At 65.6% G+C, this 25,428-nt stretch carries 27 protein-coding genes and 1 pseudogene; 20 read left to right on the forward strand and 8 right to left on the reverse strand.

Annotation, left to right across the window (positions count from 1 at the left end; all coding sequences use genetic code 11):
• Positions 1–949: Bug family tripartite tricarboxylate transporter substrate binding protein (locus ACE039_RS04570; protein ID WP_485821781.1), on the reverse strand; the 949-nt coding region annotated here is incomplete at its 3' end.
• Positions 950–980: 31 nt separating this feature from the next.
• Positions 981–2,222, reverse strand: coding sequence for a CaiB/BaiF CoA transferase family protein (locus ACE039_RS04575; RefSeq protein WP_448709844.1), 1,242 nt, complete (start codon positions 2,220–2,222; stop codon positions 981–983).
• 207 nt (positions 2,223–2,429) lie between these two features.
• Between ACE039_RS04575 and ACE039_RS04580 the strand changes: the two genes are divergently transcribed.
• The 6 genes from ACE039_RS04580 (at position 2,430) to ACE039_RS04605 (ending at position 7,817) form a co-directional block, all read left to right on the forward strand.
• Complete coding sequence (locus ACE039_RS04580) at positions 2,430–3,647, forward strand: MFS transporter (RefSeq protein ID WP_485821782.1); 1,218 nt, start codon at positions 2,430–2,432, stop codon at positions 3,645–3,647.
• 123 nt (positions 3,648–3,770) lie between these two features.
• Positions 3,771–4,541: an ABC transporter ATP-binding protein gene (locus ACE039_RS04585; protein WP_105560165.1), complete on the forward strand. Its 771-nt coding sequence runs from the start codon at positions 3,771–3,773 to the stop codon at positions 4,539–4,541.
• Between the two features lie 64 nt (positions 4,542–4,605).
• Positions 4,606–5,604 carry an ABC transporter substrate-binding protein gene (locus tag ACE039_RS04590; RefSeq protein WP_448709842.1) on the forward strand — a complete coding sequence of 333 codons (999 nt, stop codon included), beginning with the start codon at positions 4,606–4,608 and terminating at the stop codon, positions 5,602–5,604.
• Complete coding sequence (locus tag ACE039_RS04595) at positions 5,601–6,374, forward strand: ABC transporter permease (RefSeq protein ID WP_105560163.1); 774 nt, start codon at positions 5,601–5,603, stop codon at positions 6,372–6,374. The genes ACE039_RS04590 and ACE039_RS04595 overlap by 4 nt, the downstream gene beginning before the upstream one ends.
• A gap of 15 nt (positions 6,375–6,389) precedes the next feature.
• Positions 6,390–7,196, forward strand: a complete 807-nt coding sequence (locus ACE039_RS04600) for a transporter substrate-binding domain-containing protein (protein WP_485821783.1) — start codon at positions 6,390–6,392, stop codon at positions 7,194–7,196.
• Between the two features lie 33 nt (positions 7,197–7,229).
• Positions 7,230–7,817, forward strand: a complete 588-nt coding sequence (locus ACE039_RS04605; protein ID WP_485821784.1) for an IMPACT family protein — start codon at positions 7,230–7,232, stop codon at positions 7,815–7,817.
• A 61-nt stretch (positions 7,818–7,878) separates the two neighbouring features.
• On the opposite strand, the gene ACE039_RS04610 is transcribed toward ACE039_RS04605, so the two are convergent.
• The 3 genes from ACE039_RS04610 to ACE039_RS04620 all read right to left on the reverse strand — a co-directional run bounded on the left by ACE039_RS04610 (position 7,879) and on the right by ACE039_RS04620 (position 11,078).
• Positions 7,879–8,253, reverse strand: coding sequence for a thioredoxin family protein (locus ACE039_RS04610; RefSeq protein WP_006222300.1), 375 nt, complete (start codon positions 8,251–8,253; stop codon positions 7,879–7,881).
• Positions 8,254–8,511: 258 nt separating this feature from the next.
• Positions 8,512–9,534, reverse strand: a complete 1,023-nt coding sequence (locus ACE039_RS04615; RefSeq protein WP_448711161.1) for an LLM class flavin-dependent oxidoreductase — start codon at positions 9,532–9,534, stop codon at positions 8,512–8,514.
• A 251-nt stretch (positions 9,535–9,785) separates the two neighbouring features.
• Positions 9,786–11,078: an NCS2 family permease gene (locus tag ACE039_RS04620; protein WP_313460116.1), complete on the reverse strand. Its 1,293-nt coding sequence runs from the start codon at positions 11,076–11,078 to the stop codon at positions 9,786–9,788.
• 110 nt (positions 11,079–11,188) lie between these two features.
• Here ACE039_RS04620 and tsaD point away from each other — a divergent pair, with 110 nt between their 5' ends.
• Positions 11,189–12,223 carry a tRNA (adenosine(37)-N6)-threonylcarbamoyltransferase complex transferase subunit TsaD gene (gene tsaD / locus ACE039_RS04625; protein ID WP_310028162.1) on the forward strand — a complete coding sequence of 345 codons (1,035 nt, stop codon included), beginning with the start codon at positions 11,189–11,191 and terminating at the stop codon, positions 12,221–12,223.
• 41 nt (positions 12,224–12,264) lie between these two features.
• On the opposite strand, the gene plsY is transcribed toward tsaD, so the two are convergent.
• Positions 12,265–12,906 carry a glycerol-3-phosphate 1-O-acyltransferase PlsY gene (gene plsY / locus ACE039_RS04630; RefSeq protein ID WP_105560158.1) on the reverse strand — a complete coding sequence of 214 codons (642 nt, stop codon included), beginning with the start codon at positions 12,904–12,906 and terminating at the stop codon, positions 12,265–12,267.
• A 190-nt stretch (positions 12,907–13,096) separates the two neighbouring features.
• On the opposite strand from plsY, the gene surE reads away from it, so the two are divergent.
• The 6 genes from surE (at position 13,097) to ACE039_RS04660 (ending at position 18,235) form a co-directional block, all read left to right on the forward strand.
• On the forward strand, positions 13,097–13,855 hold the full coding sequence (gene surE / locus ACE039_RS04635; protein ID WP_105560157.1) for a 5'/3'-nucleotidase SurE: 759 nt from the start codon (positions 13,097–13,099) through the stop codon (positions 13,853–13,855).
• Entirely contained in the window at positions 13,840–14,664 is an 825-nt protein-coding gene (locus ACE039_RS04640; RefSeq protein WP_485821785.1) for a protein-L-isoaspartate(D-aspartate) O-methyltransferase, read from the forward strand. The genes surE and ACE039_RS04640 overlap by 16 nt, the downstream gene beginning before the upstream one ends.
• Positions 14,665–14,681: 17 nt before the next feature.
• Positions 14,682–15,542, forward strand: coding sequence for a peptidoglycan DD-metalloendopeptidase family protein (locus ACE039_RS04645; RefSeq protein WP_448711154.1), 861 nt, complete (start codon positions 14,682–14,684; stop codon positions 15,540–15,542).
• Positions 15,539–16,318 carry a 3'-5' exonuclease gene (locus ACE039_RS04650; RefSeq protein ID WP_448711153.1) on the forward strand — a complete coding sequence of 260 codons (780 nt, stop codon included), beginning with the start codon at positions 15,539–15,541 and terminating at the stop codon, positions 16,316–16,318. Before ACE039_RS04645 ends, ACE039_RS04650 begins: the two co-directional genes overlap by 4 nt.
• 166 nt (positions 16,319–16,484) lie before the next feature.
• Entirely contained in the window at positions 16,485–17,111 is a 627-nt protein-coding gene (locus ACE039_RS04655; protein ID WP_332008565.1) for a hypothetical protein, read from the forward strand.
• Positions 17,112–17,482: 371 nt separating this feature from the next.
• A complete protein-coding gene (locus ACE039_RS04660) occupies positions 17,483–18,235 on the forward strand; it encodes a TorF family putative porin (protein ID WP_105560153.1) in 753 nt (250 codons plus the stop codon).
• Positions 18,236–18,353: 118 nt separating this feature from the next.
• Here the strand turns inward: ACE039_RS04660 and ACE039_RS04665 are convergent.
• Positions 18,354–18,533, reverse strand: a pseudogene (locus tag ACE039_RS04665) (LysR substrate-binding domain-containing protein); the annotation flags it as partial.
• Positions 18,534–18,574: 41 nt separating this feature from the next.
• On the opposite strand from ACE039_RS04665, the gene ACE039_RS04670 reads away from it, so the two are divergent.
• The 5 genes from ACE039_RS04670 (at position 18,575) to rlmD (ending at position 23,608) form a co-directional block, all read left to right on the forward strand.
• Positions 18,575–19,264, forward strand: coding sequence for an MFS transporter (locus tag ACE039_RS04670; RefSeq protein ID WP_448709951.1), 690 nt, complete (start codon positions 18,575–18,577; stop codon positions 19,262–19,264).
• Between the two features lie 105 nt (positions 19,265–19,369).
• Positions 19,370–19,717, forward strand: a complete 348-nt coding sequence (locus tag ACE039_RS04675) for an Imm51 family immunity protein (protein ID WP_233214348.1) — start codon at positions 19,370–19,372, stop codon at positions 19,715–19,717.
• 41 nt (positions 19,718–19,758) lie between these two features.
• Positions 19,759–20,667 carry a LysR substrate-binding domain-containing protein gene (locus ACE039_RS04680; RefSeq protein WP_448709949.1) on the forward strand — a complete coding sequence of 303 codons (909 nt, stop codon included), beginning with the start codon at positions 19,759–19,761 and terminating at the stop codon, positions 20,665–20,667.
• 97 nt (positions 20,668–20,764) lie between these two features.
• Complete coding sequence (locus ACE039_RS04685; protein ID WP_485821786.1) at positions 20,765–21,946, forward strand: MFS transporter; 1,182 nt, start codon at positions 20,765–20,767, stop codon at positions 21,944–21,946.
• Between the two features lie 96 nt (positions 21,947–22,042).
• Positions 22,043–23,608 carry a 23S rRNA (uracil(1939)-C(5))-methyltransferase RlmD gene (gene rlmD, locus ACE039_RS04690; RefSeq protein WP_485811689.1) on the forward strand — a complete coding sequence of 522 codons (1,566 nt, stop codon included), beginning with the start codon at positions 22,043–22,045 and terminating at the stop codon, positions 23,606–23,608.
• 69 nt (positions 23,609–23,677) lie between these two features.
• On the opposite strand, the gene cueR is transcribed toward rlmD, so the two are convergent.
• Complete coding sequence (cueR, locus tag ACE039_RS04695) at positions 23,678–24,070, reverse strand: Cu(I)-responsive transcriptional regulator (RefSeq protein ID WP_105560147.1); 393 nt, start codon at positions 24,068–24,070, stop codon at positions 23,678–23,680.
• A 202-nt stretch (positions 24,071–24,272) separates the two neighbouring features.
• On the opposite strand from cueR, the gene ACE039_RS04700 reads away from it, so the two are divergent.
• Together ACE039_RS04700 and ACE039_RS04705 are read left to right on the forward strand one after the other, a co-directional pair.
• The gene (locus ACE039_RS04700) at positions 24,273–24,473 is read left to right on the forward strand and encodes a heavy-metal-associated domain-containing protein (RefSeq protein ID WP_448708589.1); all 201 of its coding nucleotides are present in this window, start codon (positions 24,273–24,275) and stop codon (positions 24,471–24,473) included.
• Between the two features lie 170 nt (positions 24,474–24,643).
• The gene (locus ACE039_RS04705; RefSeq protein ID WP_105560145.1) at positions 24,644–25,372 is read left to right on the forward strand and encodes a glutathione peroxidase; all 729 of its coding nucleotides are present in this window, start codon (positions 24,644–24,646) and stop codon (positions 25,370–25,372) included.
• Positions 25,373–25,428 lie beyond the last annotated feature (56 nt).

Raw genomic sequence — 25,428 nt, forward strand, 5'->3', positions numbered from 1 at the left:
CGGCTTGCACGAACGCGGCAAACACGCCGGCGTCGCCCGGCATGGGTACCGCGCCGATGGCGGTCAGCTTGCGCTGCAGGTCCGCTTGCGCCAGCGCGCGATTGACGTCCTGGTTCATGCGTTCCACTACCGTGGCCGGGGTGCCGGCCGGCGCCACCAGGCCGAACCAGGCGCTGGCATCGATGCCCGGATAGCCCAGCTCGGCGGCGGTGGGCACGTCGGGCAGGCCGGCGAAGCGCTTGTCGTCCAGCACGGCGAACGGCCGGATCTTGCCGGCCTGAGCCTGCGCCATGCACGATGGCAGGGCGTCGAACATCATGTCGGTGCTGCCGCCCATCAAGCCGACGATGGCTGGCGCGCTGCCCTGGTAAGGCACGTGCGTGACCTGGAACCCCAGTTTGCTGACGGCGTGCTCGCCGGCCAGATAGGTGATGTTGCCCGTGCCGGCCGACCCCATCGTCAGCTCGCCCGGCGCCTGCCGGCCCAGCGCAATCAGTGTTTTGACGTCCGACGCCGGCAGATCGTGGCGCACCACCAGCAGCAGCGGCGATTTGGCCATGCCGGACACGGGTACGAAGTCGCGGGCGGGGTCGTAGGTCATCTTGGCGTACAGGGCCTGATTGACCACCAGCGGGGCATTGGAGCCGACGAAGAAGGTTCTGCCGTCCGGCTTGGCGCGCGCCACGTGATCGGCGGCGATCATGCCCGCCGCGCCCGGTTTGTTCTCGATGATGATGGGCGCGCCGCCGGCCTTGCTCATTTCCTGGGCCACCAATCGGGCGATCTGGTCGGCGGCGCCGCCCGGCGGGTAAGGCACGACGAACCTGACGGGCGCGTCCTGGGCGGCGGACGGCGTGGCCACCAAGGTGGCGAGCAAGGCGGCCAGCAAGGCAGGCAACAGGGTGTGTCGCAAGGAAGCGCCGCGCGCGGCGGCCGTGAAAATGCGCATGGTGTTGTCTCCGGTAGGGGCGGGGTGGCGTTCAGACGACGCCTCGGGCTTTCAACTCGGCAATGCGCAAGGCGCAGAGGCCCAGCCGGTCGCGCAGCACGTCGTCGGTGTGCTGACCCAGTTCGGGCGCTGCGTGCGCGTAGCGCATGGGCGTGGCGCTCATGCGGATGGGATTGGCGACGGCGGGCGTCGGCACGCCGGAGGCATGCGGCAACGACAACTGCATGCCGCGATGGCGCACGTGCGGATCCTGGAACACCTGCTCGATGTCGTAGATCGGGCCGCAGGGCACGCCGGCTGCCTGCAGGACGTCGACCCATTCCCGCATCGTCCGCGCCAGCATGGCCTGCGCGATAGGCGGAATCAGCGTGGCGCGGTTCCGGTTGCGCTGGGCGGCCGTGGCATAGCGCTCGTCGGCGGCAAGCTCGGGTCGCCCGATCGCGGCGCAAAACGCGCGGTATTGGCCGTCATTGCCCACCGCCACGATCACCGAGCCTTCGCGGCAAGCAAACACCTGGTAGGGCACCATATTGGAATGGGCGTTGCCCATGCGCTGCGGCACTTTGCCCGACAGGAAATAGTTGATGGCCTGATACGACGAGATCGTCACCACGCAGTCCAGCAGCGCCATGTCGATATGCTGGCCTTCGCCGCTGATGTGGCGATGCTCCAGCGCCGCCAGGATCGCCGTGCTGGTGTAGACACCAGTCAGCAGATCGGTGATCGCGATGCCGGACTTCATCGGTTCGCGGTCGGGTTCTCCGGTGATGCTCATCAGGCCGCCCATGCCCTGAAACACGAAGTCGTAGCCGGGCAGGGGAGCATAGGGGCCGTCTTGGCCGAAGCCGGTGACCGAGCAATAGACCAGGCGCGGGTTGATCTCGCGCAGGCTGGCATAGTCCAGGCCATAACGCGCCAGCGTGCCGACCTTGTAGTTCTCGACCAGTACATCCGAATCCCGCGCCAGATCGCGGATCAACGTCTGCCCCTCGGGGGTGGCAAGGTCCACCGTTACCGAACGCTTGCCCCGGTTGGCGCTTAGAAAATAGGACGAGTCCCGGGTTTCTTCGCCGTCGGCGCCGACCAGGAATGGCGGGCCCCAGGCCCGCGTGTCGTCGCCCGCCTGCGGCCGTTCGATCTTGATGACGTCGGCGCCCATGTCGGCCAGCGTCTGGGTGGCCCAAGGGCCGGCCAGTACGCGCGTCAGGTCCAGCACTTTCAGATGGGATAGCGCGCCGCGCGGCGCGGCGGCGGCGTTGTTGTCTCGTTCCATATCGCTCCGATCGGGGTGGGCCCCGTGATGTGTCGGTTCACGGTAATAAGCCCCGGGGGCCCCGTCCAATATCGTTTTCGGCGGCTGTGATTCGAGTTGCGTATCGCCCGCGGCACGGCGCCGCAGGCGTTCAGCCCGATGCAATATGGCGTGCGCTATGATCCGGGTAAACCCTGGTGCAAAGCACCTGCCCCCTCTGTCCGATTCATGTCCCCCACACCCCACACCACGCCCGAGGGTCAGCCCATCGGGACGTTCGCGTTGACCGCGCGGATCGTTTCCATCGCCGTCTTCACCTTCATCTGCTACCTGGCCATCGGCTTGCCGCTGGCCGTATTGCCGGGCTACGTGCATGGCAATCTGGGCTACGGCTCCGTGCTGGCCGGCCTGGCCATCAGCGTGCAGTACGTGGCGACGCTGCTCAGCCGGTCGCATGCGGGCCGCATGGCTGACACGGTGGGCCCCAAGCAAACGGTGGTGATCGGCATGATCGCGTGCGCAGCCAGCGGGGTCTTCCTGCTGCTGGCCTATGCCTTCGAACGCAGCGCCTGGCTCAGTCTGACGGCCATCATCGTCAGCCGTCTGGCGCTGGGATTCGGCGAAAGCTGGGTGGGCACGGGGTCGGCCACCTGGGCGATCGCCCGCGTCGGCCCGTTGCACACCGCCCGCGTCATCTCGTGGAACGGAATCTGCACCTACGGCGGCCTGGCGCTTGGTGCGCCCTTGGGCGTCCACCTGCAAAGGGAATGGAGCATGGGCGCGCTGGGCGGCATGGTGCTGCTGCTGGGCCTGGCCGGGCTGGGGATGGCGGTATCGCGCGCCGCCGTGGCGATCGTCGGCGGCCACCGCATGGCGTTCAAGAGTGTGGTGATGCGTGTGTTTGCGCACGGCATGGCGCTGGGGCTGGGCTCGGTGGGCTTCGGCACGCTGGCGGCTTTCGTGGCGCTGTACTACGCCAGCTTTTCATGGGACGGCGCGGCGCACGCGCTCAGCGCCTTCGGCGGCGCATTCATCGGCGTGCGCCTGTTGTTTGCCGGGACCATCACGCGATTCGGCGGTTTCCGGGTGGCGCAGGTGTCGTTCCTGGTGGAGGCGGCCGGGCTGTTGCTGCTATGGCTGGCGCCCAATCCCGTGGCCGCGCTGCTGGGCGCGGCGCTGACGGGCTGCGGCTTCGCGCTGGTGTTCCCGGCGATCGGCGTCGAAGCGGTGGCACGGGTGCCGGCCGGTAGCCGCGGCGCGGCGCTGGGCGCGTATTCCGCGTTCCTGGACCTGGCATTGGGGGTAACGGGGCCAATCGCCGGCTACATCTCCAGCGGTTACGGTTATCCGTCCATCTTCCTGGCGGCCGCGGTGGCCGTGCTGGCGGGCTTCATGATCGCCTTCGGCCTGCAACGGCATGCCATGCGTCCGCAAGCGTCCAGCTAGCAGACGCTATCCCACTTTCTACATAACCAAAAGAAGTTAAGACATTCAATATTGATCGTTTGAATTCATATAACGAATTGTTAGATTAGGCCTCGTTCTCCACGCGCGCCCACGATTCGTTCCATGAACCTCACCTTCGATCACGTCCACAAGCACTTCGGCGACCTGCCCGTCGTGGATGGCTTTACCAGTGAAATCAAGGCCGGCGAGCTGGTCGCGCTGGTCGGCCCGTCGGGCTGCGGCAAATCCACGTTGCTGCATCTGGCGGCCGGGCTGGAAAAGCCCACGCAGGGCAGCGTGCTGGCCGATGGCCAGGCTGTCGGCGGCCCGCACCCCAGCCGCACGCTGGTGTTCCAGGAGCACGCGCTGTATCCCTGGCTGACCCTGGAAGACAACGTGGCGCTGGCGCTGGAATTCCAGAACACGCCCAAGAAGCGCGCTCGCGAGGCCGCCCGCCATTGGCTGGCGCGCGTCAGCCTGGGCGGTTTCGAACACTATTACCCGCACCAGGTATCGGGCGGCATGCGCCAACGGGCCGCGCTGGCGCGCGCCTTCATCGCGCAGCCCAAGACGATGCTGATGGACGAGCCGTTCGGCGCGCTGGATGCCCTGACTCGCCTGAGCCTGCAAGATGTGCTGCGCCAGTTGATCGCCCAGGAAAAGCCCACGGTGCTGCTGGTCACGCACGACGTGGACGAAGCCTTGTTCCTGGCGGACCGCATCGTCGTCTTCAGCCCGCGTCCGGCACGCGTGTTGCGCGAATTCAACCTTGCGCATCGCGAGAAAACGCACGATCTGTCGGGTCTGGCTGCTGAAAAGCGAGAAATCCTGCGACTGCTGGGCATCGCGGTGGACGGCTCGCAGGCGCACTCGGACCTGGCCCTGGCCGCCTGACCGGCATTCCCATTCCAGGTGGCGCCGCAGCGCCGCCGACCTTGAATTCCCTGGAGCTCTCCTCATGAAATTGAAGCAATGGCTGACCTTGCCGCTGGCCGCGGTACTGCTGGCGGCGGCCCCCGCAATGGCGGCTGAAAAATTCCGCGTGGGTTACTTGCGCGTCATGGACGACGCGCAGGCGATCGTGGCGCAAGAGGGCGGTTTCTACAAGAATGCGGGCCTGGATTCGGAACTGATCGAGTTCAAGTCCGGCACGGATCTGATCAAGGCGATCGTCGGCGGCCAACTCGATATCGGCGTGCTGGGCTTCACCAATGCGGTGGCCTGGGCCTCCAAAGGCGCCGACCTGAAAGTCGTGGGCGGCGCGCAGCAAGGCTATCACTCGTTGATCGTGCGCGACGATTCCGGCATCAAGGATATCGCTGGCCTGAAGGGCAAGACGCTGGCCTCGCAAGCCGAAGGCAGCACCGCCGACGTGGTACTGAAGGGCGTTGTGCTCAAGCAGGGCAACCTGTCCGCGGACGACGTCAATGTCATGGGCGTAAGCCCGGCGGTGGCCGTTCAATCGCTGGTGGGCAAGCGCGTCGATGCGGCCTTCCTGTTCGAACCTTACGACCGCATCGCGCAACTGGTCGCGCCGGTCAAGCAGATCTACGAAGTGGGCCAGGCCTGGCCGTTCCCGTGCATGGTCGTGATCACCTCGGGCGAAACGCTGGCCAAGCGCAAGGATGACGTCTGGAAGGCGCTGGACGCGCAGAACCAGGCCATTACGCTGCTGCAGAAAGAGCCCGCGCAGGCTTCCAAGCTCATCGCTTCGTACTTCATTGCCGAGCCCACGCTGAAGACCTTGCATCGCGGTGAACTGCCGCGCGAAACCGTCATTGCCGAAGCCATCAGCACGCAGGTATTCACGCCTAAGCTGACCAGCAAGGACACGGCGCGCATGCAGGAAATCGCCGACATCCTGCAAGCCCAGGGTTCGCTGAAGACGCGCGACGGCAAGCCGTATGACGTATCCAGCATCGTCGACCTGTCCTGGCAAGAGGCGCGCAAACTTTGAGCTCGTCTACCCGAGTGACCGGCGCCCGCAAGCACCTTGCGGGCGTTTTGGGCGTCCTGTTCATTCTTGCCTTGTGGCAGTTGGCGGCCTTCGCGCTGCCTGACTTCCTGATGCCGGGCGTGCCTGCGGTCGTCGAACGCCTGTTCGAAGATCTGGGCAAGCAATCGTTCCACCAAAGCCTGCTGGGCACGCTGGGCCGGTTGGGCGCGGGCTACGGCCTGGCGCTGGCGGCGGGCATCGGGTTTGGCCTGGTGGCCGCGGTGTTGTTCTTCTTTCGCGAAGTGTTGCGCAGCGCCATCGTCATCCTGCAATCGATCCCATCGATTGCGTGGGTGCCGCTGTTCCTGATCGTGATGGGGTTCGGCAACACGCCGATCATCGTCGTGGTCGCGCTGTCGGCGTTCTTCCCGGCCGCGCTCAGCGTGATGAACGCAACCGAATCCGTGCAGCGCGTGCACGTGTCCGCGGCGCGCGTCATGGGCGCCACGCGCTGGGGGCTCGTCAAGCGGGTGTATCTGCCGGCGGTGATGCCCGAGCTGATCACGGGGGCGCAATTGGCGTTCGGCAACGCCTGGCGTGCGCTGATTTCGGCGGAAATGCTGATCGGCTTTGGCAAGGGCCTGGGTCGTTCGCTGGCCTATTCAGGCGAAATCGCCGACATGACCGGCGTCATGACCAATATCCTCGTCATTGCCGTGCTGGCCGCGCTGATTGATCAGTTCGTGCTTGAAAACCTCAAGCATCGCCTGCTGCGCTATCAGTACGTTTAAGCAATGGAGCCCAGCATGATTCGCCGGATTCGCCTTGCCGCCCTGACTGCCTGCCTGCTGTTCGCGGGCTTGGCCCAGGCGCAAGACGGCGGGTTCGCCGCGGCCCATGCGCGCGGCGAATTGCGGGTGGGCGTGCCGTATCTGGCGCCGCCGCCCGCGGCCGGCGCCAAGATCCGCACGCCGCACGGCCTGGACGCGCAGATGGCCGACAAGCTGGGCCAGCGCGTGGGCCTGCCGGTGCGCTTGCTGCAGGTGCCGGCGGGGCAGGCCGCCGCAGCGCTGGCCGCCGGCCAGGTGGACGTGGTGCTGGCCGACGCCGCAGACGATCAGCCGCAAACCGTGGCGGTGCAGGCCACCGGCTATGGCGGGCGCCCCAAGGCGCTGATCCGCAGCGACACGTCCTGGCGCAAGCCCTCCGACGTGCGGGGGCGTACCGTCTGCATGGCCGAAGCCGCAGCCGACGCCCGGGGCTTGGCCGAAAGCTGGGGCGCGGTGGTGCGCACGTACCGGGTGCCGTCCGATGCGCTGGTAGCGGTACGCGAAGGCAGTTGCGATATCGGCCTGGTGGACGACACGGTCTGGGAACCCCTGGTGCGGTTTCCGGAGTGGAAGAAGTTCTCGTCCACGCTGGCCGCGGATGGCGTGCGGCGCCAACGCGTATGGCTGCTGCCCGTCAGCGACACCGCTGGCCGTGCCTTGCTGGCGGAAGAAATGCGCGCCTGGGACCGCGCCGGCGCATGGAAGGCGATGGCGACGAAATGGGCGCGTGACGTCGCGTTCGACGTTTACCTGGACCAGGAAGTGGCGGACTGCCACGGTTAGAACGGCGTCGCCCCAGCACTTACAATGCCGGGCATGACGCACACGTTGACCGCTCCCTGCTCGTATCAGGAAGACATCAAGAAAAGCCGCTTTGCCGCCTACGCCGCGCCCGTCTCGTCGGTGGATGAGGCGATGCGCTTCTTCGCTGCACACAGCGACGTCGAGGCCACCCATAACTGCTGGGCCTACCGCATCGGACAGGAATACCGCTTCAATGACGATGGCGAACCCGGCGGCACGGCGGGGCGTCCCATCCTTCAGGCGATCGAAGGGCAGGACATGGACCGCGTGGCCGTCCTGGTGGTGCGCTGGTACGGCGGCATCAAGCTGGGGGCGGGCGGACTGGTGCGGGCATACGGCGGATGCGCGGCGAATTGCCTGCGCCTGGGCGAACGGACCGAAATCGTGGACCTGGCCACCGTCACCTGCACGTGCGGCTTTGCCGAACTGGCGCTGCTGAAATCGCGGCTGGCGCAAGTCGGCGCGATCATCCAACAAGAAGATTTCAACGAAGACGGCGTGGCGCTGTGCTTCGCGGTGCCTCGGACCGTAGCGGGCGACCTCGAGGTCACCGTGGCCAACATCACACGGGGGCGCTCGGCCTGGGAAGTGGTGTCGTGACCCGGCCGTGACGGCGTGCCAGAATAAGAAAGGGGCCCTTGATCGGGCCCCTTTTGCATGGTTACGCGTTCTGGCTGTCTTGCGCCGCCGCGATTTCCTGGTGGACCTTTTCCATGTCCACTTCCTTGATCTTGGCAAGCAATTCGTTCAGCTGGCCACCCGACAACGCGCCGGGTTGCGAGAACAGCAGGACCTTCTCACGGAAGACCATCAGCGTGGGGATCGAACGGATGCCCAGGGCGCCGGCCAATTCCTGCTCTACGTCGGTGTTCACCTTGGCGAACGTGACGTCGGTGTGCTCCGTTGCGGCTTGCTCGAAGACGGGAGCAAAACCACGGCAGGGGCCGCACCAGGGAGCCCAGAAGTCGACGATCAGGGTGCCGTCGGGGGTGATGGCGTCCTGGAAGCTGTCTTTGGTGAGTTCAACAATACTCATTTTGGATCCTTGCCGCGGAACGCGGCGTAAAAAAGGCCTCCCCGCCGGGCACGCTTTGCATGCTTGCTGCCCCCAAGGCGGGCTTTTTTGCCTTGGGGCGGCCAGGCGGCAAAAAAAGGCGGTGTCAGAGACCCGGGGTATGCCTGCCCCGGGGCTGATTCGGCGACGCTTCGGGTGCCATGCGCTCTAAGGCAATAGTAGAGCCGCCGATGGCGGCGTCGCAATGGTTGGCGCTATGGAGAGCGCAGTCAGTGGCCGTCAGGCCGCAGTTTTTGTCGAGACGCCGGCATCGTTCTTCAACGACGCGACAATTTCGAAAGAGCGCAGGCGGTCGGCGATGTCGAAGAAGTCGGACACGATCATGACTTCGTCGGCCTCGGTTTCGGCCACCAGCGCTTCCAGCCGGCGCTTCACGGTGTCGGGGCCACCCACGATGGCAGCGCCCAGTCTTTGATTGACCGCTTCACGCTCCCATTCGTTCCATAGCCCGTCCATGCTGTCCACCGGCGGCTGCAACTGCAGGCGGTGGCCGCGTACCAGCGACAGGAATTTCAGCTGCTGGGTCGTGGCCTGGCGCTGCGCGGCCTCGTCGGATTCGGCCGCCACCACCGGCACGCCGATCATGGCGTAGGGCCGCGACAGCGTCGCCGACGGCTTGAACAGATGCCGGTACAGGCGCATCGCAGCCATGCCCTCGGGCGAAAAATGGCCCGCGAACGAGAACGGCAGGCCCAATTCGGCGGCCAGGCGGGCGCTGAAATCGCTTGAGCCCAGCAGCCAGATCGGAATATCCAGGCCTTCGCCGGGGATGGCGCGCACCGGTTGATTGGGGCGCGAGGCGGCCAGGAAGCCGCGCAGTTCTTCCACCAGCGCCGGAAACTCCAGGCCGCTGCGGGGCCCGCGCCGTAGCGCATGCTGCGTTGCACCATCGCTGCCAGGCGCGCGTCCCAGGCCCAGGTCGATACGGCCGGGGTATAGGGTTTCCAGTGTGCCGAACTGTTCGGCGATGATCAGCGGCGCATGGTTGGGCAGCATGATGCCGCCGGAACCCACGCGCAACGTGCTGGTGTGGCCCGCCACGTGGCCGATCAGCACGGCGGTGGCGCTGGAAGCCACGCCATTGATGTTGTGGTGTTCGGCCAGCCAGAAGCGCTTGTAGCCCAGGCGCTCGACGTGTTGGGCGACGGCCACCGTGTTGCGGAATGCATCGGCCGCGTCACGGCCCTGCACAATAGGGGCCAGGTCCAGGACGGAAAACGGAATGCGCGCAAGCGTACTCATGCGGACATCTCCGTACAGAGGGTGGAACAGGCCGGCAACGCGGCGTCAAAGCAGGTCAGGCGCAAGGTGAACTCCATATACCGTGATACATGGGGAGTGTATCGGCGAATTCAACCGGCCACGGCAGCAACCTTATGGCCGGGCGGGTTGTATTGGCTAGAGCTATCGCAGCCATTGAGAGGGCCACGCCAACAAAAAGCCGCCACGGCAAGGCGCCGGGCGGCTTTTCGGGCAGGCAACGCCGGAACGGCTTATTCAGGGAAGAAGGCGTAGCGGATCACGAACAGCACCGCCACCAGCCAGGTGGCCGGATGCACGTCGCGGACCTTGCCGGTGGCCGTCTTCAGCACCACATAGCTGATGAAGCCGAAGGCGATGCCGTTGGCGATCGAATACGTGAACGGCATGACCAGGGCGGTCAGGGCGGCCGGCGTGGCCTCCGTGACTTCGTTCCAGTCGATGTCGATCAGTTCGCGCATCATCAGGCCGGCCACGTAGAGCAGGGCGGGCGCGGTGGCGTAGGCGGGCACGGCGCCGGCCAGCGGCGAAATGAACAACGCGGCCAGGAACAGCAGCGCGACGACCAGCGCGGTCATGCCGGTGCGGCCGCCCGCCTGCACGCCGGACGCGCTTTCGACGAAGGCGGTGGTGCTGCTGGTACCCAGCGCGGAGCCGGCGACGATGGCGGTGCTGTCGGCGAACAGCGCGCGGCCCAGGCGGTTGGGGCGGCCTTCCGGCACCAGGCCGGCGCGTTTGGCCACGCCCACCAGCGTGCCCGTGGCGTCAAACACCTCGACCAGCACGAACACCAGGATCACGTGCACGAAACCGCTATGCAGCGCGCCCAGGATGTCCAGCTTGAGGAACGTGGGAGCCAGGCTCGGCGGGGCCGAGAAAATGCCCTTGAACTCGTTATAGCCCAGGGCCATCGACAGCACCGTGACGACGATGATGCCGATCAGGATCGCGCCGCGCACGCGCAGCGCGTCCAGCGAGGCAATGATGAAGAAGCCCAGGATCGCGAACAGCGGGCCGTGGGTCGTCAGGTTGCCCAGAGAGACCTTGGTGGCCGGGTGGGCGACGACGATGCCGGCGCTGGATAGCGCGATAATGGCCAGGAACAGCCCGATGCCCGCCGCGATGGCGCTGCGCAGCGAATGCGGAATGCCCTTCACCAGCCAGACCCGGATGCCCGAGATCGTCAGGATCAGGAAGATCACGCCCGAGATGAACACGGCGCCCAGCGCCTGCTCCCAGGTGTAGCCCATGGTCTTGACGACGGTGAAGGCGAAGAAGGCATTCAGGCCCATGCCCGGCGCCATCCCGATCGGCCAGTTGGCGACCAAGGCCATCACCAGCGACCCTAACGCGGCCGCCAGGCACGTTGCGACGAAGACGGCATCGCGGTCCATGCCGGTGGACGACAGGATGTCCGGGTTGACGAAGATGATGTATGACATCGTCAGGAAGGTCGTCAGACCGGCCACGAGCTCGGTACGCGCGGTGGTCCCGTGTTCACGCAGCTTGAATAGCTTCTCCAGCATTCGAGTCCCCAGTGTGTTTGCAGGCTTGTAGGTTGTTGTGGGCGGGTGCCGGGTGGCCCCGCGTTTTCATAAACAGGCGTATTTTCGCATCAGTTGTAAACTCTGCCGCCATGATTATTCTCGGCTTTGAAAGCTCCTGCGACGAAACCGGTGTCGCAGCCGTCTGTACGGAACGGGGACTGCTCGCGCACGCGCTGCATACCCAGATCGCCATGCACCAGGAATATGGTGGCGTGGTGCCGGAACTCGCCTCGCGGGACCATATCCGCCGCGTCGTGCCCTTGACCCGCCAAGTGCTCGAAGAGGCCGGCCTGCAGATGTCCGACATCGGCGCCGTCGCCTACACCGCGGGCCCGGGGCTGGCCGGCGCGTTGCTGGTCGGCGCCAGCGTGGCGCAGTCGTTTGCCTGGTCGCGGCATCTGCCTGCCATCGGCATTCATCACCTGGAAGGCCACCTGCTGTCGCCCATGTTGGCCGATCCGCGGCCTGATTTTCCGTTTGTGGCCTTGCTGGTATCCGGCGGTCATACGCAGCTGATGCGTGTGGACGGGGTGGGCCGGTACGAGCTGCTGGGCGAAACGCTGGACGACGCCGCAGGCGAGGCCTTCGATAAATCGGCCAAGCTGATGGGGTTGGGCTATCCCGGTGGTCCGGCCCTGGCCAAGCTGGCGGGGCGCGGCGACGCGTCGCGCTTCGAGCTGCCGCGCCCGATGTTGCACAGCGGCGACCTGGATTTCAGTTTCAGCGGTCTGAAGACCGCCGTGCTGACCCGGGTCAAGGCGGCCGAGAAAGAAGGGGGGCTGGATGACCAGGCTCGCGCTGACCTCGCGGCCGCCACGCAGGGCGCGATCGTCGATGTGTTGGCGGCCAAGGCCATCAAGGCACTGAAGCAGACCGGCCTGCGCCGGCTGGTGGTGGCGGGCGGCGTCGGCGCCAACCAGCTGCTGCGCGCCAAACTGGCCACTGCGCTGAAACCATTGCGCGCGCAGGCATATTTTCCGCCGCTGGAGCTGTGTACCGATAACGGCGCGATGATCGCTTTCGCGGCCGCCGAGCGGGTCAAGGCCGGCCTGGTGACGCTGGACCCCGATGCGCACAGCTTTACCGTCAAGCCGCGTTGGGACCTGGCGGACATCGCGCAATGAAAACGGGCGGCCTCGGCCGCCCGTTTCATCGTGAATCCGTCTTATTTTTTCTTGCCGCCGCCGATCTTGCTTTCGGTGCCCTGGATCAAGCGGGTGATGTTCGCGCGATGGCGATAGAACAGCAGCACGCCAATCACCGCCAGGGCCACGCCCATGGCCGGTTGCGCATGCCAGGCAAGTCCCGAGCCGAACACGTAATACACCGGGGCGAAAAACGCCGCCACCAGCGAGGCCAGCGAAGAATAGCGGAAGAAGACCGCGATGATCAGCCAGGTGGCCGCGGTGGCCAGGGCCAGCCAGGGCTGGATGGCCACCAGCACGCCCAGCGCCGTCGCCACGCCCTTGCCGCCCTTGAACCCCAGGAAAATAGGGTACAGATGCCCGACGAAGGCGGCCAGGGCCACCATGGCCAGGCCGGCGGGAGCGATGCCGGGGGCCAGCTTTTCGGCCAGCCAGATCGCGAACCATCCCTTTGCGGCGTCGCCCAGCAAGGTCAGCGCGGCCGCCGTCTTGTTGCCGGTGCGCAGCACATTGGTGGCGCCGGGGTTCTTGGACCCGTAGCTACGGGGGTCTTGCAGCCCCATCAGCTTGCTGACGACGACCGCGAACGGCACGGAGCCGATCAGGTAGGCCAGCAGGATGAGCGCAGCGGTGAACACCAGGGAGGGTTCGGTAATCGCCATGGAAAGGGAGTCCGTTGTTGTCGTAATGGCGCGGATTCTACCGCGCCGGCCGCCGCCTCCGGCTACGGGTTATCGAGCGTGGCGCCGACGCCTCGCTGAACACGCGTCGGCAAGACCGACATACAGGGTGTGTCTGCGGACGGTACAATCCGACACGTCCACCCGCGTTTTATTTTCTTTCGGATGCACAATGCGAATTCTGGTTTCGAACGACGATGGTTACTCGGCCCCTGGGCTCGAAGCGCTGGTAGCAGCGCTGCAAGGCTTGGGCGATTTAACCGTCGTCGCGCCCGAGACCAACCATAGCGGCGCCTCCAACTCCCTGACGCTGAACCGGCCTTTGTCGGTGCGCACGGCGTCCAACGGCTTCATCGCCGTCAGCGGAACGCCTTCCGACTGCGTCCACGTGGCGCTGACGGGGCTGATGGACACGCGTCCGGACCTGGTCGTGTCCGGCATCAACAACGGCGCCAACATGGGCGACGACACCCTATATTCGGGCACGGTCGCCGCCGCCAGCGAAGGCTACCTGTTCGGCATCCCGTCCATCGCGTTCTCGCTGGCCGAAAAAGGCTGGGAGCACATCGATTCCGCCGCGCGCGCGGCCCGTCTCGTCGTCGAGCGGCATCTGGCCCAGCCCCTGGCAGCGCCCGTGTTGCTGAACGTCAACATCCCCAACCGGCGTTTCGAGGACCTTCACGGCTTCGAGGTCACGCGCCTGGGCAAGCGCCATCCGTCGCAGCCCGTGGTGCGCACGACCACGCCGTACGGCGACACCGTCTATTGGATCGGTCCGGTGGGCCTGGCCGCCGATGCCGCCCCGGGCACGGATTTCCACGCGGTGGAGCAGGGCACGGTGTCGGTCACGCCACTGCGCCTGGACCTGACCCAGCACAGCCAACTGGATGAAATCCGCACGTGGGCGGAGCCGCTATGCGCAAACGCATAAGCCAGCCCGACGTATCCCAGGCGGTGCCGGGCCGCCCCGGCCCGGTTCGCTACGACTCCGGCCGGCTCAGCCCCGGCGTCACGCCCGCCAATAGCAACACCCGCATTTCCGCCGCCACGTTGCCGCGCCAGGCCCAAGCGCCCACGCCGGCGGCCGGCGGCAATCTGGGCTTGAACTCCGAACGCCTGCGCCAGGCTATGGTGCAGCGCTTGCGCGGCCAGGGCATCAGCGATGAGCGCGTGCTGAACGCCATGTCCGCCGTGCCGCGTCATCTCTTCGTCGACGAGGCCCTGGCCAGCCGCGCCTATGAAGATGCCGCGTTGCCCATCGGCCATTCGCAAACCATCTCGCAGCCTTGGGTGGTGGCGCGCATGATCGCCGCCGTGTGCGAAGACCGCACGCCGACCCGCGTGCTTGAAGTGGGTGCCGGTTGCGGCTACCAGGCGGCGGTGCTGGCGCAGTTCGTGCGCGAGGTCCATTCGATCGAACGCATCCGCGGACTCTACGAGCTTGCGCGCGAGCATCTGCGCGCCTTGCGGCTGACCACGCGCATTCGTCTGATCTATGGCGATGGCACCCTGGGCCTGGCCGGCGTGGCCCCGTTCGATGCTATCGTTGTGGCTGCCGCTGGCCTGGCTATTCCGCAGGCGCTGCTTACGCAGCTTGCGCCGGGTGGCCGCCTGATCGCTCCCGAAGGGGGCTCGAACCAGCGCCTGGTGCTGATCGAACGCACCGGCGCAGCCAGCTGGAAACGCACTGAATTAGAGGCCGTGCGCTTTGTGCCGCTACGCGCCGGAATACAATCTTGAGCAAACAGGAGAAACGTATGCTCAACGGGCAGTTGCAACTGACCGATATGACTAAGGGCGCGTCCATGACGCGCCTGCGCCGCCCGCTCTTCGTCGCGGGGGCGCTCAGCCTGGCCATCTTGGCCGGCTGCGCATCGAAAGGAACTCGTGCACCGGTGGTCGACATGACCGGCGGGCAACCCGCGCCATCGGCTCAGCCCGGTGGCAGCTATGTGGTGAAGCCGGGCGACACGCTCTACAAGATCGCCCGCGCCAACAACGTGGATATCGAAAGCGTCAAGCGCTGGAACAACCTCAGCGACCCCAACCAGATCTCGGTCGGCCAAGTGCTGAAGATGTCCGGCGGGTCGGGCGGCGGCACGCAAACGGCGCCTGTCGCCAGCGCCAAGCCGCAGCCGCGGCCGCTGGATCAGCCCGAAGCGCCGGTCGCATCGCTGCCGCCGCCGGATTCGTCGGCCACGCCGGCGCCCGCGCCAGTCGAGGTCAAGCCTTCGCCCCGCGCGGCGGATGCCACCGTCATCAACTGGGCATGGCCCGCCAATGGCGCGATCGTCCAGACGTTCAACGCCAGCAGCAAGGGCATCGACATTTCAGGCGCCCTGGGCGACCCGATCACCGCTGCGGCGGACGGCCTGGTCAAGTACAGCGGCAACGGCGTGCGCGGCCTGGGCAACCTGATCATCGTTGAACACCAGAACGGCTTCATCACCGCTTATGCGCATAACCGCGCGTTGCTGGTGAAGACCGGGCAGAACGTCAAGCGCGGCGCCAAGATCGCCGAACTTGGCCAGACCGACACGACGTCGCCGCGCCTGCATTTCGAGATCCGCCGCCAAGGCACGCCCGTCGACCCGATGCAGTACCTGCCGACCAAATGACGCCCACCCTGGTATTCGACCTTGAAACCATCCCCGACGCCGATGGGCTGCGCAAGCTCAACGGCTGGGGCCCCGAGGTTCCAGACCAGGAAGTCGTCGAACGCGCGCTGACCGCGCGACGGGAAGCCGTCGGCCATGACTTCCTGCCGCTGCACCTGCACAAGGTCGCGGTGGTGGGGTGCGTGTTCCGCGACGATCAGGGGTTCCGCGTCAAGACGCTGGGCCAGCCCGATGATCCCGAAGCCGCCTTGTTGGCGGGGTTCTTCAAGACCATCGAGCGCTACACCCCCAAGCTGGTGAGCTGGAACGGATCGGGTTTCGACCTGCCCGTTCTGCATTACCGCAGCCTGATCCTGGGCGTGCCCGCGCCGCGCTACTGGGACATGGGCGAAGAAGATCGCGACTTCAAGTTCAACAACTATATCGCCCGCTACCACACGCGCCACCTCGACTTGATGGACGTGCTGGCCAAGTACAACGGCCGCGCCAACGCGCCGCTGGACGACCTGGCCAAGCTGTGCGGCTTTCCCGGCAAGCTCGGGATGGACGGCAGCAAGGTCTGGGAGGCCTGGAGCACGGGCCGCGCCGACGAAGTCCGCGCCTATTGCGAGACCGACGTCGTCAACACCTGGCTGGTGTATTGCCGCTTCCGCTTCTTGCGCGGTGAACTCGACCGCACCGCCTACGACGCTGAAATCGCGCTGGTGCGCGATACGCTGTCCGCCAGCGATGCGGCGCACTGGAAGGAATACATGGCGGCCTGGGACGCGACCTGACGCGTCGCGCGGGTCTGGCATGGACGAAGCACGGGGCCTGGCAGGCCCCGTCTTCACGTCTGGCGAATGCGCAATCGACTGAAACATGGATGTCGGGGACGAAACCCGGTTGAAACCGGGCTGATCGCACAATGGTCTCGCTTTCTTCACTTTCAGGAGACACAACATGTCCCGATTCGCTATCCGCTCCAATTTGGCCGCTCTTGCATTTGTCGCCGCGACGGGCGGCCTGGTGGCCGGTTCCGTCATGGCCGCGCCGCCGCCTCCCGCCGACGGCGGTCCGGCAGCCATGCATCATGGTGAACGCGGCGAGTTTCACAAGGGCATGCGCGACGGCCTGTTCATTCCCGGCATTGGCCCGGTCTCCAAGGCGCAGCTTGATCAGTTGAAGCTGGACGACAAGCAGCAAGCCCTGTTCAAGACCGCTCAGGATGGCCAGCGCAGCCTGCACGAAGCCATGCGCGCGTCGGGCGGCAAGCGCCACGATCTGCTGAAGTCTCAGCTGGATAGCGGCAAGCTGGATCCGCGCGCCCTGATGGCGCAATCGGACCAGACGCGCGACCAGTTCCGCGCGCAGGGCCAGCAAGTGCGCGACCAATGGCTGGCTGTCTGGGATAGCCTGAACGATACCCAGCGCGGCCAGGTGACCAAGCTGGTCAAGGACCGCGAAGCCAAGATGCAGGAACGTCACGCCAAGATGGAAGGCCGCCATGGCGGCAAGGGCAGGGGCGCGATGCCTGCGCCGCCGGCCGCGGGCGATGTCGCTCCGCCGCCGGCGCCGGCGGCCAACTAAGCCCGTCGGCCCACACGCGGCGCCCGACGGCGCTGCGGCCTGAAAGGCAAACCCCGGACGCGTCCTCGCGGTCCGGGGTTTTTTCTTTTCGACGTGCGCAAGCGCGATGGCTAGTCCGCGATGCCGCCCCAGTGTGGCGCGGATTCCCCAACTTGAGGCAAGGGCCGCGAGCCGCCTTTCGGCGCCTGCACGCTTGTGGTGCGCTTCATTGGCGGGCCAGCCGGCAGATAGCGACTTGTCACCCGCCTGAAACCTGGCATGGACATTGCTTAGAGGAAAGGGAGCCGGTAATCCACCGCTGCAAAGCCGGTCAGAGGGATGCGCCGCGCGGCCATCCTCCTCCTCGTTAAATCCGATCAGGACTCCGCACCATGAAGAAGACGTTGCTAGCCTTGCCTTTTGCGCTTGCCGCTTGTTTCGCCTCGACTGCCCAGGCCGAACCGACCGATCTGGGAGGCGGTTTTTCTCTTAGCGGTAACGCCACCATTGCCAGCGACTACCGGTTCCGCGGCTACTCGCAGACCGACTTCCGTCCGGCGGTGCAAGTGGGTATCGACCTGACCCACAGCTCCGGCTTCTACCTGGGCAATTGGAACTCGAACGTTTCCGACTTCGTCTTTACCGACGGCAATCTGGAAATGGACTTCTACGGCGGTTGGAAAGGCGACGTTGGCGGCGGATTCACGCTGGACGCCGGCGTGCTGCATTACTACTACCCGGGCTCCAGCTCTCCGAAGGGCGGCAACTACAACAACACCGACCTCTACCTGGGCGCCTCCTACGGCAACTACTCACTGAAGTACTCGTACACGCCCAGCGACTTCTTCAGCACGCCGGATAGCAAAGGCACCTGGTACCTGGATGGCACGGCCACCTTCGATCTGGGCGACGGTTGGGGGCTGCTGGGGCACTTGGGCTATCAGAAGCTGAAGAACCAATCGAACATGGACGGCGATTCGATCGGCCATTACGTCGACTACAAGCTCGGCGTGACCAAGGACCTGAAGGGCTGGGTGCTGGGCCTGGCGGCGGTGGGGGCCACCAAGGACAACTGGTTGCCCACCAAGTACGGCCACCCGTCGGGCAGGTTGGGGGCGGTCTTCTCGGTATCGCGCGCGTTCTAACGAAATCCGTGGCGGCGCCTTGAAACCGCGCCGGCTTTTGGGGGGATTGATGGAGACTGCCTGATGGGCAGTCCCCATCAATTCCCCTTTTTTTCAGGCGGTCGTCCTCCTGGCCGACGATCACGGCCTCCAGATCGCCGTTGTCGAAGGCATCCAGCAACGCGTGCGAATTGTCCAGCCGGACTTCAATGCTCAACGCCGGATCGCGCTCATGCAGCCGGGCCAGCAGGGTCGGGGTTTCGGGCCCGGCCATATGGGAGGCGATGCCCAACCTGAAATGGCGCCGTTCGGTGTCCAACGACGCCAGCGCGCGGTCGTGCGCGGCCAGGAACTCGCGCGATCTACTTCCACGGCGGTCTGGGCTACGACAGCGTGCAGACCGGCGTCGCGCTGCTGGCGTACACCTTGCCCACGCTCGTCATGCCGCCCGTCGGCGAGAAATTGTCCTTGCGGTATCACCCGGGGTTCGTGATCCCCGCCGGCTTAAGCCTCATCGGCGCAGGCTTTCTTTTGATGGCGCTGGGGAGCCATTCCTTGCAACCGGGCTGGTGGATCCTGCCGGGCTGCATCATCGCCGGGGTCGGCCTTGGGCTGACGAACACGCCGGTGGCGAACACGATCACGGCCGCGGTCTCGTCCCAGCGAGCAGGGATGGCCTCCGGAACCGACATGAGTGCAAGAATGACGTCGCTGGCCTTCAGCATCGCCTTGATGGGCCTGGTGCTGGTCGAGGGCGTCGCGACGCACCTGTCAGAAGCGCTGGCCGTGGCGGACGGCGACGCGCTGCGCCAGTTCGCGGAAAAGATCTCCGCCGGCGACATGGCAGCGCTGGACCGGCAGGCGCTGTTGCCGCACGCTGACGTGGCGGCTGGCACCCTGCAAGCCGCGCTGTTGTCGGGGTTCGGATGGGTCATGGCTTACGGCGCCGGCAGCGCGTTGATTCTGGCTGCGATCAGCCTGCCGTTGTTTTCTCCCTGGAAGGCCCGCGAAGCGCCCGATTCGTCCCTCACGTTGCGTGAAATCCGATAATTGCCTTTAATGGTCGCGCAATCGGCGTCGCGCAAAGGTATATTTGCGCGGTGCCGACCCTTGCCGCCATCGTGGCAGCAAGTTGTTCAAGGAGCTTTGAGCGCAGTGACCATCGATTTCGAAGAATCAATAAAGCCTTTTTCCTGGATGGAATACGAGGGCAGCTTTTCAGTCATCCTCACCGTTGGGGAATACAAAGAAGAGGTCTTTCGCCGCCGCAGGCAAGAGGGTTTTGTGGGTTCGGGCTACGACTGGACGTCATTGGCGCTGGTCTTCCTGAATGAGAAAAAGCCCGAGCTCGCTGAACAGATTGATTTTGATCCCGAAGCGGACACGTTCTGCGCCTATTCTTCCGACAGCGAAGCCCTGAAGACTTTCATTGTCGGCTTCAAGGCCGCGTGCGAGGACTGGAGACTGATCCAGGATCTGTTCTCGCGGGCGGAGCTGGACTGAACCCGGGCGGCGGCGGTGGTGTCCCGATGATCGAAACGCGCTTGTTGCGGCAATTTATCGCGGTCGCCGAAACGCTGCATTTCAATCGGGCTGCCGAGCGCCTGCACATGGCGCAACCGCCGCTCAGCCAGGCCATCCGCCGGCTGGAAAGCGAGATCGGCGCCACGCTGTTTGAACGCACCAACCGCAGCGTGGCATTGACGCCGGCGGGCGCCGCGTTTTTGGAATCCGCGCGGCGCATGCTGGAGTCGCTCGAAGCAGGCGTGGCGCACACGCGCCGAGTGGCCCAGGGGATGGCCGGGCACCTGACGCTGACCTTCATCAACATCGCGCCTTATGCCTTGCTGCTGCGCGCATTGCGCGATTTCCGTGCGGCCTACCCGGCGGTCGCGTTCACCTTGCAAGAGGCCACGACGCACGAACAGGTGCAAGCCCTGGAGGCCGGTCGCGCGGACATCGGCTTCATGCGCGCGCCCGGGGCCACCACGCCCAGCTTGCGGTTCAAGACCTTGTTGCGCGAACCCATACAAGTGGCGCTGCCCGCCGGGCACGCCCTGGCAGCCCAGGCAGACGTGCCGCTTGCCGCGCTGAAAGACGAACCTTTCGTGGCGTCACCTCGGCGCCTGGGGCAGGGCTTTCACGACCAGTTGATCCAGCTATGCCAGACGGCGGGTTTCGTGCCCCGCGTGGTGCAAGAGGCGCGGCAACTGCAGACGGTGGCGGCGTTGGTCGCGGCCGGTTTCGGCGTGGCGCTGCTGCCTGCCTCGCTGGCCCAGACCGGCTGCGGGGATATTGTCTTCCGGCCCCTCACCGCCGACGCGCCCGCGCCCTTGCAATCCCTGGACCTGCTGATCGGCTGGAATCCCGAGCGGGCATCGCCTGTTCGTGATCGTCTGGTCGATGCCGTGCTGCAGACGTTCGGCGTCGCGGACGACGACGCCACAAATTAAGACGTTTGGCGTCTTATTAAGCGATAAATAATATATTTTACGGGCCTGCGCAGGCCTTCTAAGCTCGGCATCCATTCTTGTCGAGTCCAAGCCTGCCATGCCCGTCTCCGTCTATATCTTCTCCGTATGCACCTTCGCATTCGGCTTGTCTGAATTCGTGGTTGCCGGTCTGGTGTCGGCGATGGCCGACGGCTTGCACGCCAAGATCGAAGCGGCCGGGACCGCGATTGCCGCCTACGCGTTTGGCGCCGCCATCGGCGCGCCCCTCATTCCCGCGCTGGTCGCCCATTGGCGCGACCGCCGCACCTTGGCGTGGTCCATGGCCGTGCTGGCGGTGGGCAGCGCACTGATGAGCGTCGCGGGCACGTTGCCCGCGTTGCTGGCCGTGCGGTTCGTGGTGGGGCTGGCCCATGGCGCCTTCATGGCGGTCGCGTCCGACGCTGCCACGCGGTTGGTGGACGAGGCGCGGGCCGGGCGGGCCGTTGCGGTCGTGTGGATCGGATTGACGCTGGCGCTTGCGTTAGGCGTGCCGCTGGGCACTTTCCTGGGCAGTCTCTGGTCCTGGCGCGCGGTTTTCGCCGCCATCGGCGTGCTGGCCCTGGCGGGGTTGGCGGGGCTGCTGTGGTGCATGCCGGCCAAGGAAGCGCCTGGCATTCGCGCAGCGGGCCCGGCCGGCATGGGCGTGGGCCTGAGCGCCATCGCCCACCCCCGGATGCTGATCGCCGCTGGCGTGGGCGCGCTGGTCAGCGTGGCGACATTCAGTTTCTTTACCTTCGTGTCGCCGTATCTGCTTCAGGTGACCGGGGCGGACGTGCCCCGGCTGAGCGCGGCCATGCTGTTGTTCGGCGCGTTCTCCATCGCGGGCAATTTGCTGGGCGGCTTTCTGGTCGACAAAATGGACGCGGACCGCGCGGCGCTGCTGGCGGCCGGCGGGCTGACGGCGACGTTGCTGGGGCTGTACGGGTTTCGGCAATCCAGTTGGGCAGTCGTCATGCTGGCGGGCGCGTTAGGGTTGGTGTTCTTCTGCATCGTGACGGTGCTGACGCTTCGGCTGCTGAAGTTGGCGCAGCGCCACGTGCCGCAATCCACGGCGGTGGCGGCGGGCCTGAACATCGCGTCGTTCAATCTGGGGACGGCGGTGGGCGGGGGCCTGGGCAGCCTGACGATCGCCTGGGCAGGGTTGCCGGCCTTGCCGCTGGCCGGCGCGGCGGCGGCGGTGGCCGCCATGGCGGCGTTGTGGCTGCAATCGGGCAAGGCGTCGGACCGCTTGGCGGCGTGAGTCGTGGGGGCGGCCGGGCGCCGCCGAAGACCATTTTCCCGAAACCCCGGAGTCCTTCTACAATATTGGGTTGCGTGTAATTCTGGACTGCGTGAGATGTCAGACGTTTTGAGTATCGAGTCCCTGGACCTGGAAGCCAGGGGGATCGCCCGTCGCGACGGGAAAGTGGTGTTCGTGGAAGGGGCCCTGCCGGGCGAACGGGTCACCACCGTTACGCTGCGCCGCAAGCCGTCCTACGAAATCGCCCGCGTGGACGAGGTCATGCGTCCTTCGTCGCAGCGGGTCGCGCCGCGCTGCCCCCATTTTGGCGTCTGTGGCGGCTGTGCCATGCAGCACCTGGAGCCCAGCACCCAGGTGGCCATCAAGCAGCGTTCGCTTGAAGATACTTTCTGGCATGTCGGCAAGCTGCGTCCGGCGCTGATCCTGCCGCCGCTGCAAGGCCCGACCTGGGGCTACCGCTACCGCGCGCGCCTGTCGGTGCGGGTCGTGCCGAAGAAGGGCGGCGTGCTGGTGGGTTTCCACGAACGCAAAAGCAGCTATGTGGCAGACATGCGTGAATGCCATGTGCTGCCGCGCCACGTCAGCGATTTATTGATGCCGCTGCGCGCGATGATCGCCTCCATGTCGGCACCCGACCGCATGCCGCAGATCGAAGTGTCGCTGGGAGAGGGTGTGACGGCGCTGGTGCTGCGCCATCTGCTGCCGCTGACCGACGGCGACATTGCCATCCTGCGCGCCTTCGCCGCCCAGCACAACGTGCAATGGTGGCTGCAGTCCAAGGGCCCCGAAACCGTCCATCCGATGGAGCGTGAGCACGCCGACACGCTGGCCTACACCATGCCGGAATTCGGGTTGCGCATGCCGTACCGGCCTACCGATTTCACCCAGGTCAACCACGCCATCAACCGCGCGATGGTCTCGCGCGCGCTGAAACTGCTGGACGTGCAGCCGACCGATCGTGTGGCCGACCTGTTCTGCGGGCTGGGTAACTTCACCTTGCCGCTGGCCACGCAAGGGCGCGAAGCGGTGGGCGTGGAAGGCAGCAAGACGCTGACCGACCGCGCGTTCGACGCCGCCTCGCGGCACGGCTTGGGCGACCGCACCAGCTTCGCCACGCTCAACCTGTTCGAGGTGGACGCGCATTGGCTGCGCAGCCTGGGCTACTTCGACCGCATGCTGATCGACCCGCCGCGCGAAGGGGCGCACGCGGTGTCGCAAGCCTTGTCGGAACTCTCTGCCGAGGAACGGCCGCGGCGCATCGTCTACGTGTCCTGTAATCCGGCCACGCTCGCGCGCGACGCGGCCATCCTGGTACATGAAGGCGGTTATGTGCTGAAGAGCGCCGGCGTCATCAACATGTTCCCGCACACGGGCCACGTCGAATCGATTGCGGTATTTGAATCGCTGGACGCCGCGGGCGTGCTGGAAGTAAAGGAACGTGCGCGTCTGCGCGCCATCCAGGCCGCGGCGGATGCCGTGGCGGCGGAAGCGGCCAAGGTTGCTGCCGCGGCAGAGAAGGCCGCCGCCAAACAGGCGGCGACCGATGCGTACCATGCCCGCGTCGCGGCGGAAGCCCAACAAGCGTCCGAGGACGTGTCCGAAGGCGTGTCTGAAGACGTGTCCGAACAAGGTGGCCAAACCGCCGGGCAGGCCCTGGGCTGATTCCGGGCGGCAGGCTGGGCAGCGCCCGGCCCGCCAGGGCCCTCAGGCCTGTCTGGCCTGCGCGCCTTATTAGTGCGAGCGCCCCAGATCTTCAAGGATCGGGCAGTCGGGGCGGCCGTCGCCATGGCAGTTGTTCGCCAGGTGCTTAAGCGTGCCGGCCATTTCGCGCAACGCCTCGGCCTTGCGCTCCAACTCTTCGACATGCCCCAGCGCAATGCGCTTGACGTCGGCGCTGGCGCGGCTGCGGTCCTTCCACAGCGCCAGCAACTCGTTCATCTGTTCCACTGAAAACCCGAGGTCCCGCGCGCGGCGCACAAACCGCAGCGTATGCAGGTCGTGGTCGTTGTAGACGCGGTAGCCCGCGTCCGTGCGCACCGCCGGGCCGATCAGACCGATGCTCTCGTAGTAGCGGATCATCTTGGCGGAAATGCCAGAGCTCTTCGATGCTTCTCCGATGTTCATGTCAGGTTCCTTGGGACAGGCTGGCACGGTGCGGACACGCGTGCGGGTCTTGATTCAAATTGGGAATCGCAGTGTTGACCTTCCCATTATGGGAAGGTCAAGGGCTATTCTACGCTTGACCTTGCCATAGTGGGAATGTTTAAGCTGCGGTCCATGGTGTGCAAAAGGTTGCCCATCGCCCTGAAATTTCCGGAGAAAAACCATGAGCATCGAATTCCAAGTGCCCGACATGACCTGCGGCCATTGCGTGAAGACCATCACCGGCGCGGTAAGCGAAACCGCCCCGGGCGCGACGGTGACGGTGGACCTGTCGACGCACCGCCTCACGATCACTGGCACCGACCAGGCGGACAAGCTTGAAGCCGCCATCCGCGAGGCAGGCTACGCGCCGACGCGCCTCTGATGCCGTCCGCAGGAAGGCCGGGTATGATAGATCCGGCTTTCTTGTGGCGAATTGTTGATTGTTAAAGTCTATCGATCAATTTAGTTTATTAAATTTGATTAATTGATAGCCAAGATTTATCATTCTTTCCATGGTGGTTAAACAAACCCCGCTACCCAAGGAGAGATTGAATGCTGCAAAACCGCGAAGGCCAACGTGTTCCGAACGTAACGTTCCCCGTCCGTGAGGACAACACGTGGAAGAAGGTCACGACCGACGATCTGTTCAAGAACAAGACGGTTGTCGTCTTCTCGCTTCCCGGCGCTTTCACGCCGACCTGCTCGTCGACCCACCTGCCGCGCTACAACGAACTGGCTCCCGCGTTCTTCAACGCCGGCGTGGACAGCATCGTCTGCGTGTCGGTCAACGACACCTTCGTCATGAACGAATGGGCGAAGGACCAGGAATCGGCCAACATCACGCTGCTGCCCGATGGCAACGGCGCATTCACCGACGGCATGGGCATGTTGGTCGACAAGAGCGACCTGGGCTTCGGCAAGCGCAGCTGGCGCTATTCGATGCTGGTGAAGGATGGCGTCGTCCAAAAGATGTTCATCGAACCGGAAAAGGAAGGCGACCCGTTTGAAGTGTCGGACGCCGACACGATGCTGGCGCACATTGCCCCGACGGCCAAGAAGCCCGACCAGGTGGTCGTGTTCTCCAAGCCCGGCTGCCCGTTCTGCGTGGAAGCCAAGGCGCTGCTGGAAGAAAAGGGCTACGCCCCGATCGAGATCCCGCTGGAAAACAAGGTCCGCGGCCGCGTGATCGGCGCCGTGTCCGGCAAGGGCACCGCTCCCCAGGTGTTCATCAACGGTTCGCTGATCGGCGGCCTGGAAGACCTGAAGGCGCACTTCGCCTAAAGCCTGCAAGCCGGGCAGGGGGAATGATTCCCCGCCCGGCGGGCCTGGGGGGGGGG

It is taken from the genome of Achromobacter maghribensis, assembly GCF_057334215.1.

Excerpts from the sequence above, each read along its gene's own strand:
- ACE039_RS04640 (WP_485821785.1), top strand. The coding sequence starts at position 13,840 with ATGCGCAAACGCATAAGCCAGCCCGACGTATCCCAGGCGGTGCCGGGC.
- rlmD (WP_485811689.1), top strand. The coding sequence starts at position 22,043 with ATGTCAGACGTTTTGAGTATCGAGTCCCTGGACCTGGAAGCCAGGGGG.
- ACE039_RS04605 (WP_485821784.1), top strand. The coding sequence starts at position 7,230 with ATGACGCACACGTTGACCGCTCCCTGCTCGTATCAGGAAGACATCAAG.
- ACE039_RS04650 (WP_448711153.1), top strand. The coding sequence starts at position 15,539 with ATGACGCCCACCCTGGTATTCGACCTTGAAACCATCCCCGACGCCGAT.
- surE (WP_105560157.1), top strand. The coding sequence starts at position 13,097 with ATGCGAATTCTGGTTTCGAACGACGATGGTTACTCGGCCCCTGGGCTC.
- ACE039_RS04620 (WP_313460116.1), bottom strand. The coding sequence starts at position 11,078 with ATGCTGGAGAAGCTATTCAAGCTGCGTGAACACGGGACCACCGCGCGT.
- ACE039_RS04580 (WP_485821782.1), top strand. The coding sequence starts at position 2,430 with ATGTCCCCCACACCCCACACCACGCCCGAGGGTCAGCCCATCGGGACG.
- ACE039_RS04585 (WP_105560165.1), top strand. The coding sequence starts at position 3,771 with ATGAACCTCACCTTCGATCACGTCCACAAGCACTTCGGCGACCTGCCC.
- ACE039_RS04575 (WP_448709844.1), bottom strand. The coding sequence starts at position 2,222 with ATGGAACGAGACAACAACGCCGCCGCCGCGCCGCGCGGCGCGCTATCC.
- cueR (WP_105560147.1), bottom strand. The coding sequence starts at position 24,070 with ATGAACATCGGAGAAGCATCGAAGAGCTCTGGCATTTCCGCCAAGATG.
- ACE039_RS04700 (WP_448708589.1), top strand. The coding sequence starts at position 24,273 with ATGAGCATCGAATTCCAAGTGCCCGACATGACCTGCGGCCATTGCGTG.
- ACE039_RS04655 (WP_332008565.1), top strand. The coding sequence starts at position 16,485 with ATGTCCCGATTCGCTATCCGCTCCAATTTGGCCGCTCTTGCATTTGTC.
- ACE039_RS04610 (WP_006222300.1), bottom strand. The coding sequence starts at position 8,253 with ATGAGTATTGTTGAACTCACCAAAGACAGCTTCCAGGACGCCATCACC.
- tsaD (WP_310028162.1), top strand. The coding sequence starts at position 11,189 with ATGATTATTCTCGGCTTTGAAAGCTCCTGCGACGAAACCGGTGTCGCA.
- ACE039_RS04590 (WP_448709842.1), top strand. The coding sequence starts at position 4,606 with ATGAAATTGAAGCAATGGCTGACCTTGCCGCTGGCCGCGGTACTGCTG.
- plsY (WP_105560158.1), bottom strand. The coding sequence starts at position 12,906 with ATGGCGATTACCGAACCCTCCCTGGTGTTCACCGCTGCGCTCATCCTG.
- ACE039_RS04600 (WP_485821783.1), top strand. The coding sequence starts at position 6,390 with ATGATTCGCCGGATTCGCCTTGCCGCCCTGACTGCCTGCCTGCTGTTC.
- ACE039_RS04660 (WP_105560153.1), top strand. The coding sequence starts at position 17,483 with ATGAAGAAGACGTTGCTAGCCTTGCCTTTTGCGCTTGCCGCTTGTTTC.
- ACE039_RS04685 (WP_485821786.1), top strand. The coding sequence starts at position 20,765 with ATGCCCGTCTCCGTCTATATCTTCTCCGTATGCACCTTCGCATTCGGC.
- ACE039_RS04705 (WP_105560145.1), top strand. The coding sequence starts at position 24,644 with ATGCTGCAAAACCGCGAAGGCCAACGTGTTCCGAACGTAACGTTCCCC.
- ACE039_RS04615 (WP_448711161.1), bottom strand. The coding sequence starts at position 9,534 with ATGAGTACGCTTGCGCGCATTCCGTTTTCCGTCCTGGACCTGGCCCCT.
- ACE039_RS04645 (WP_448711154.1), top strand. The coding sequence starts at position 14,682 with ATGCTCAACGGGCAGTTGCAACTGACCGATATGACTAAGGGCGCGTCC.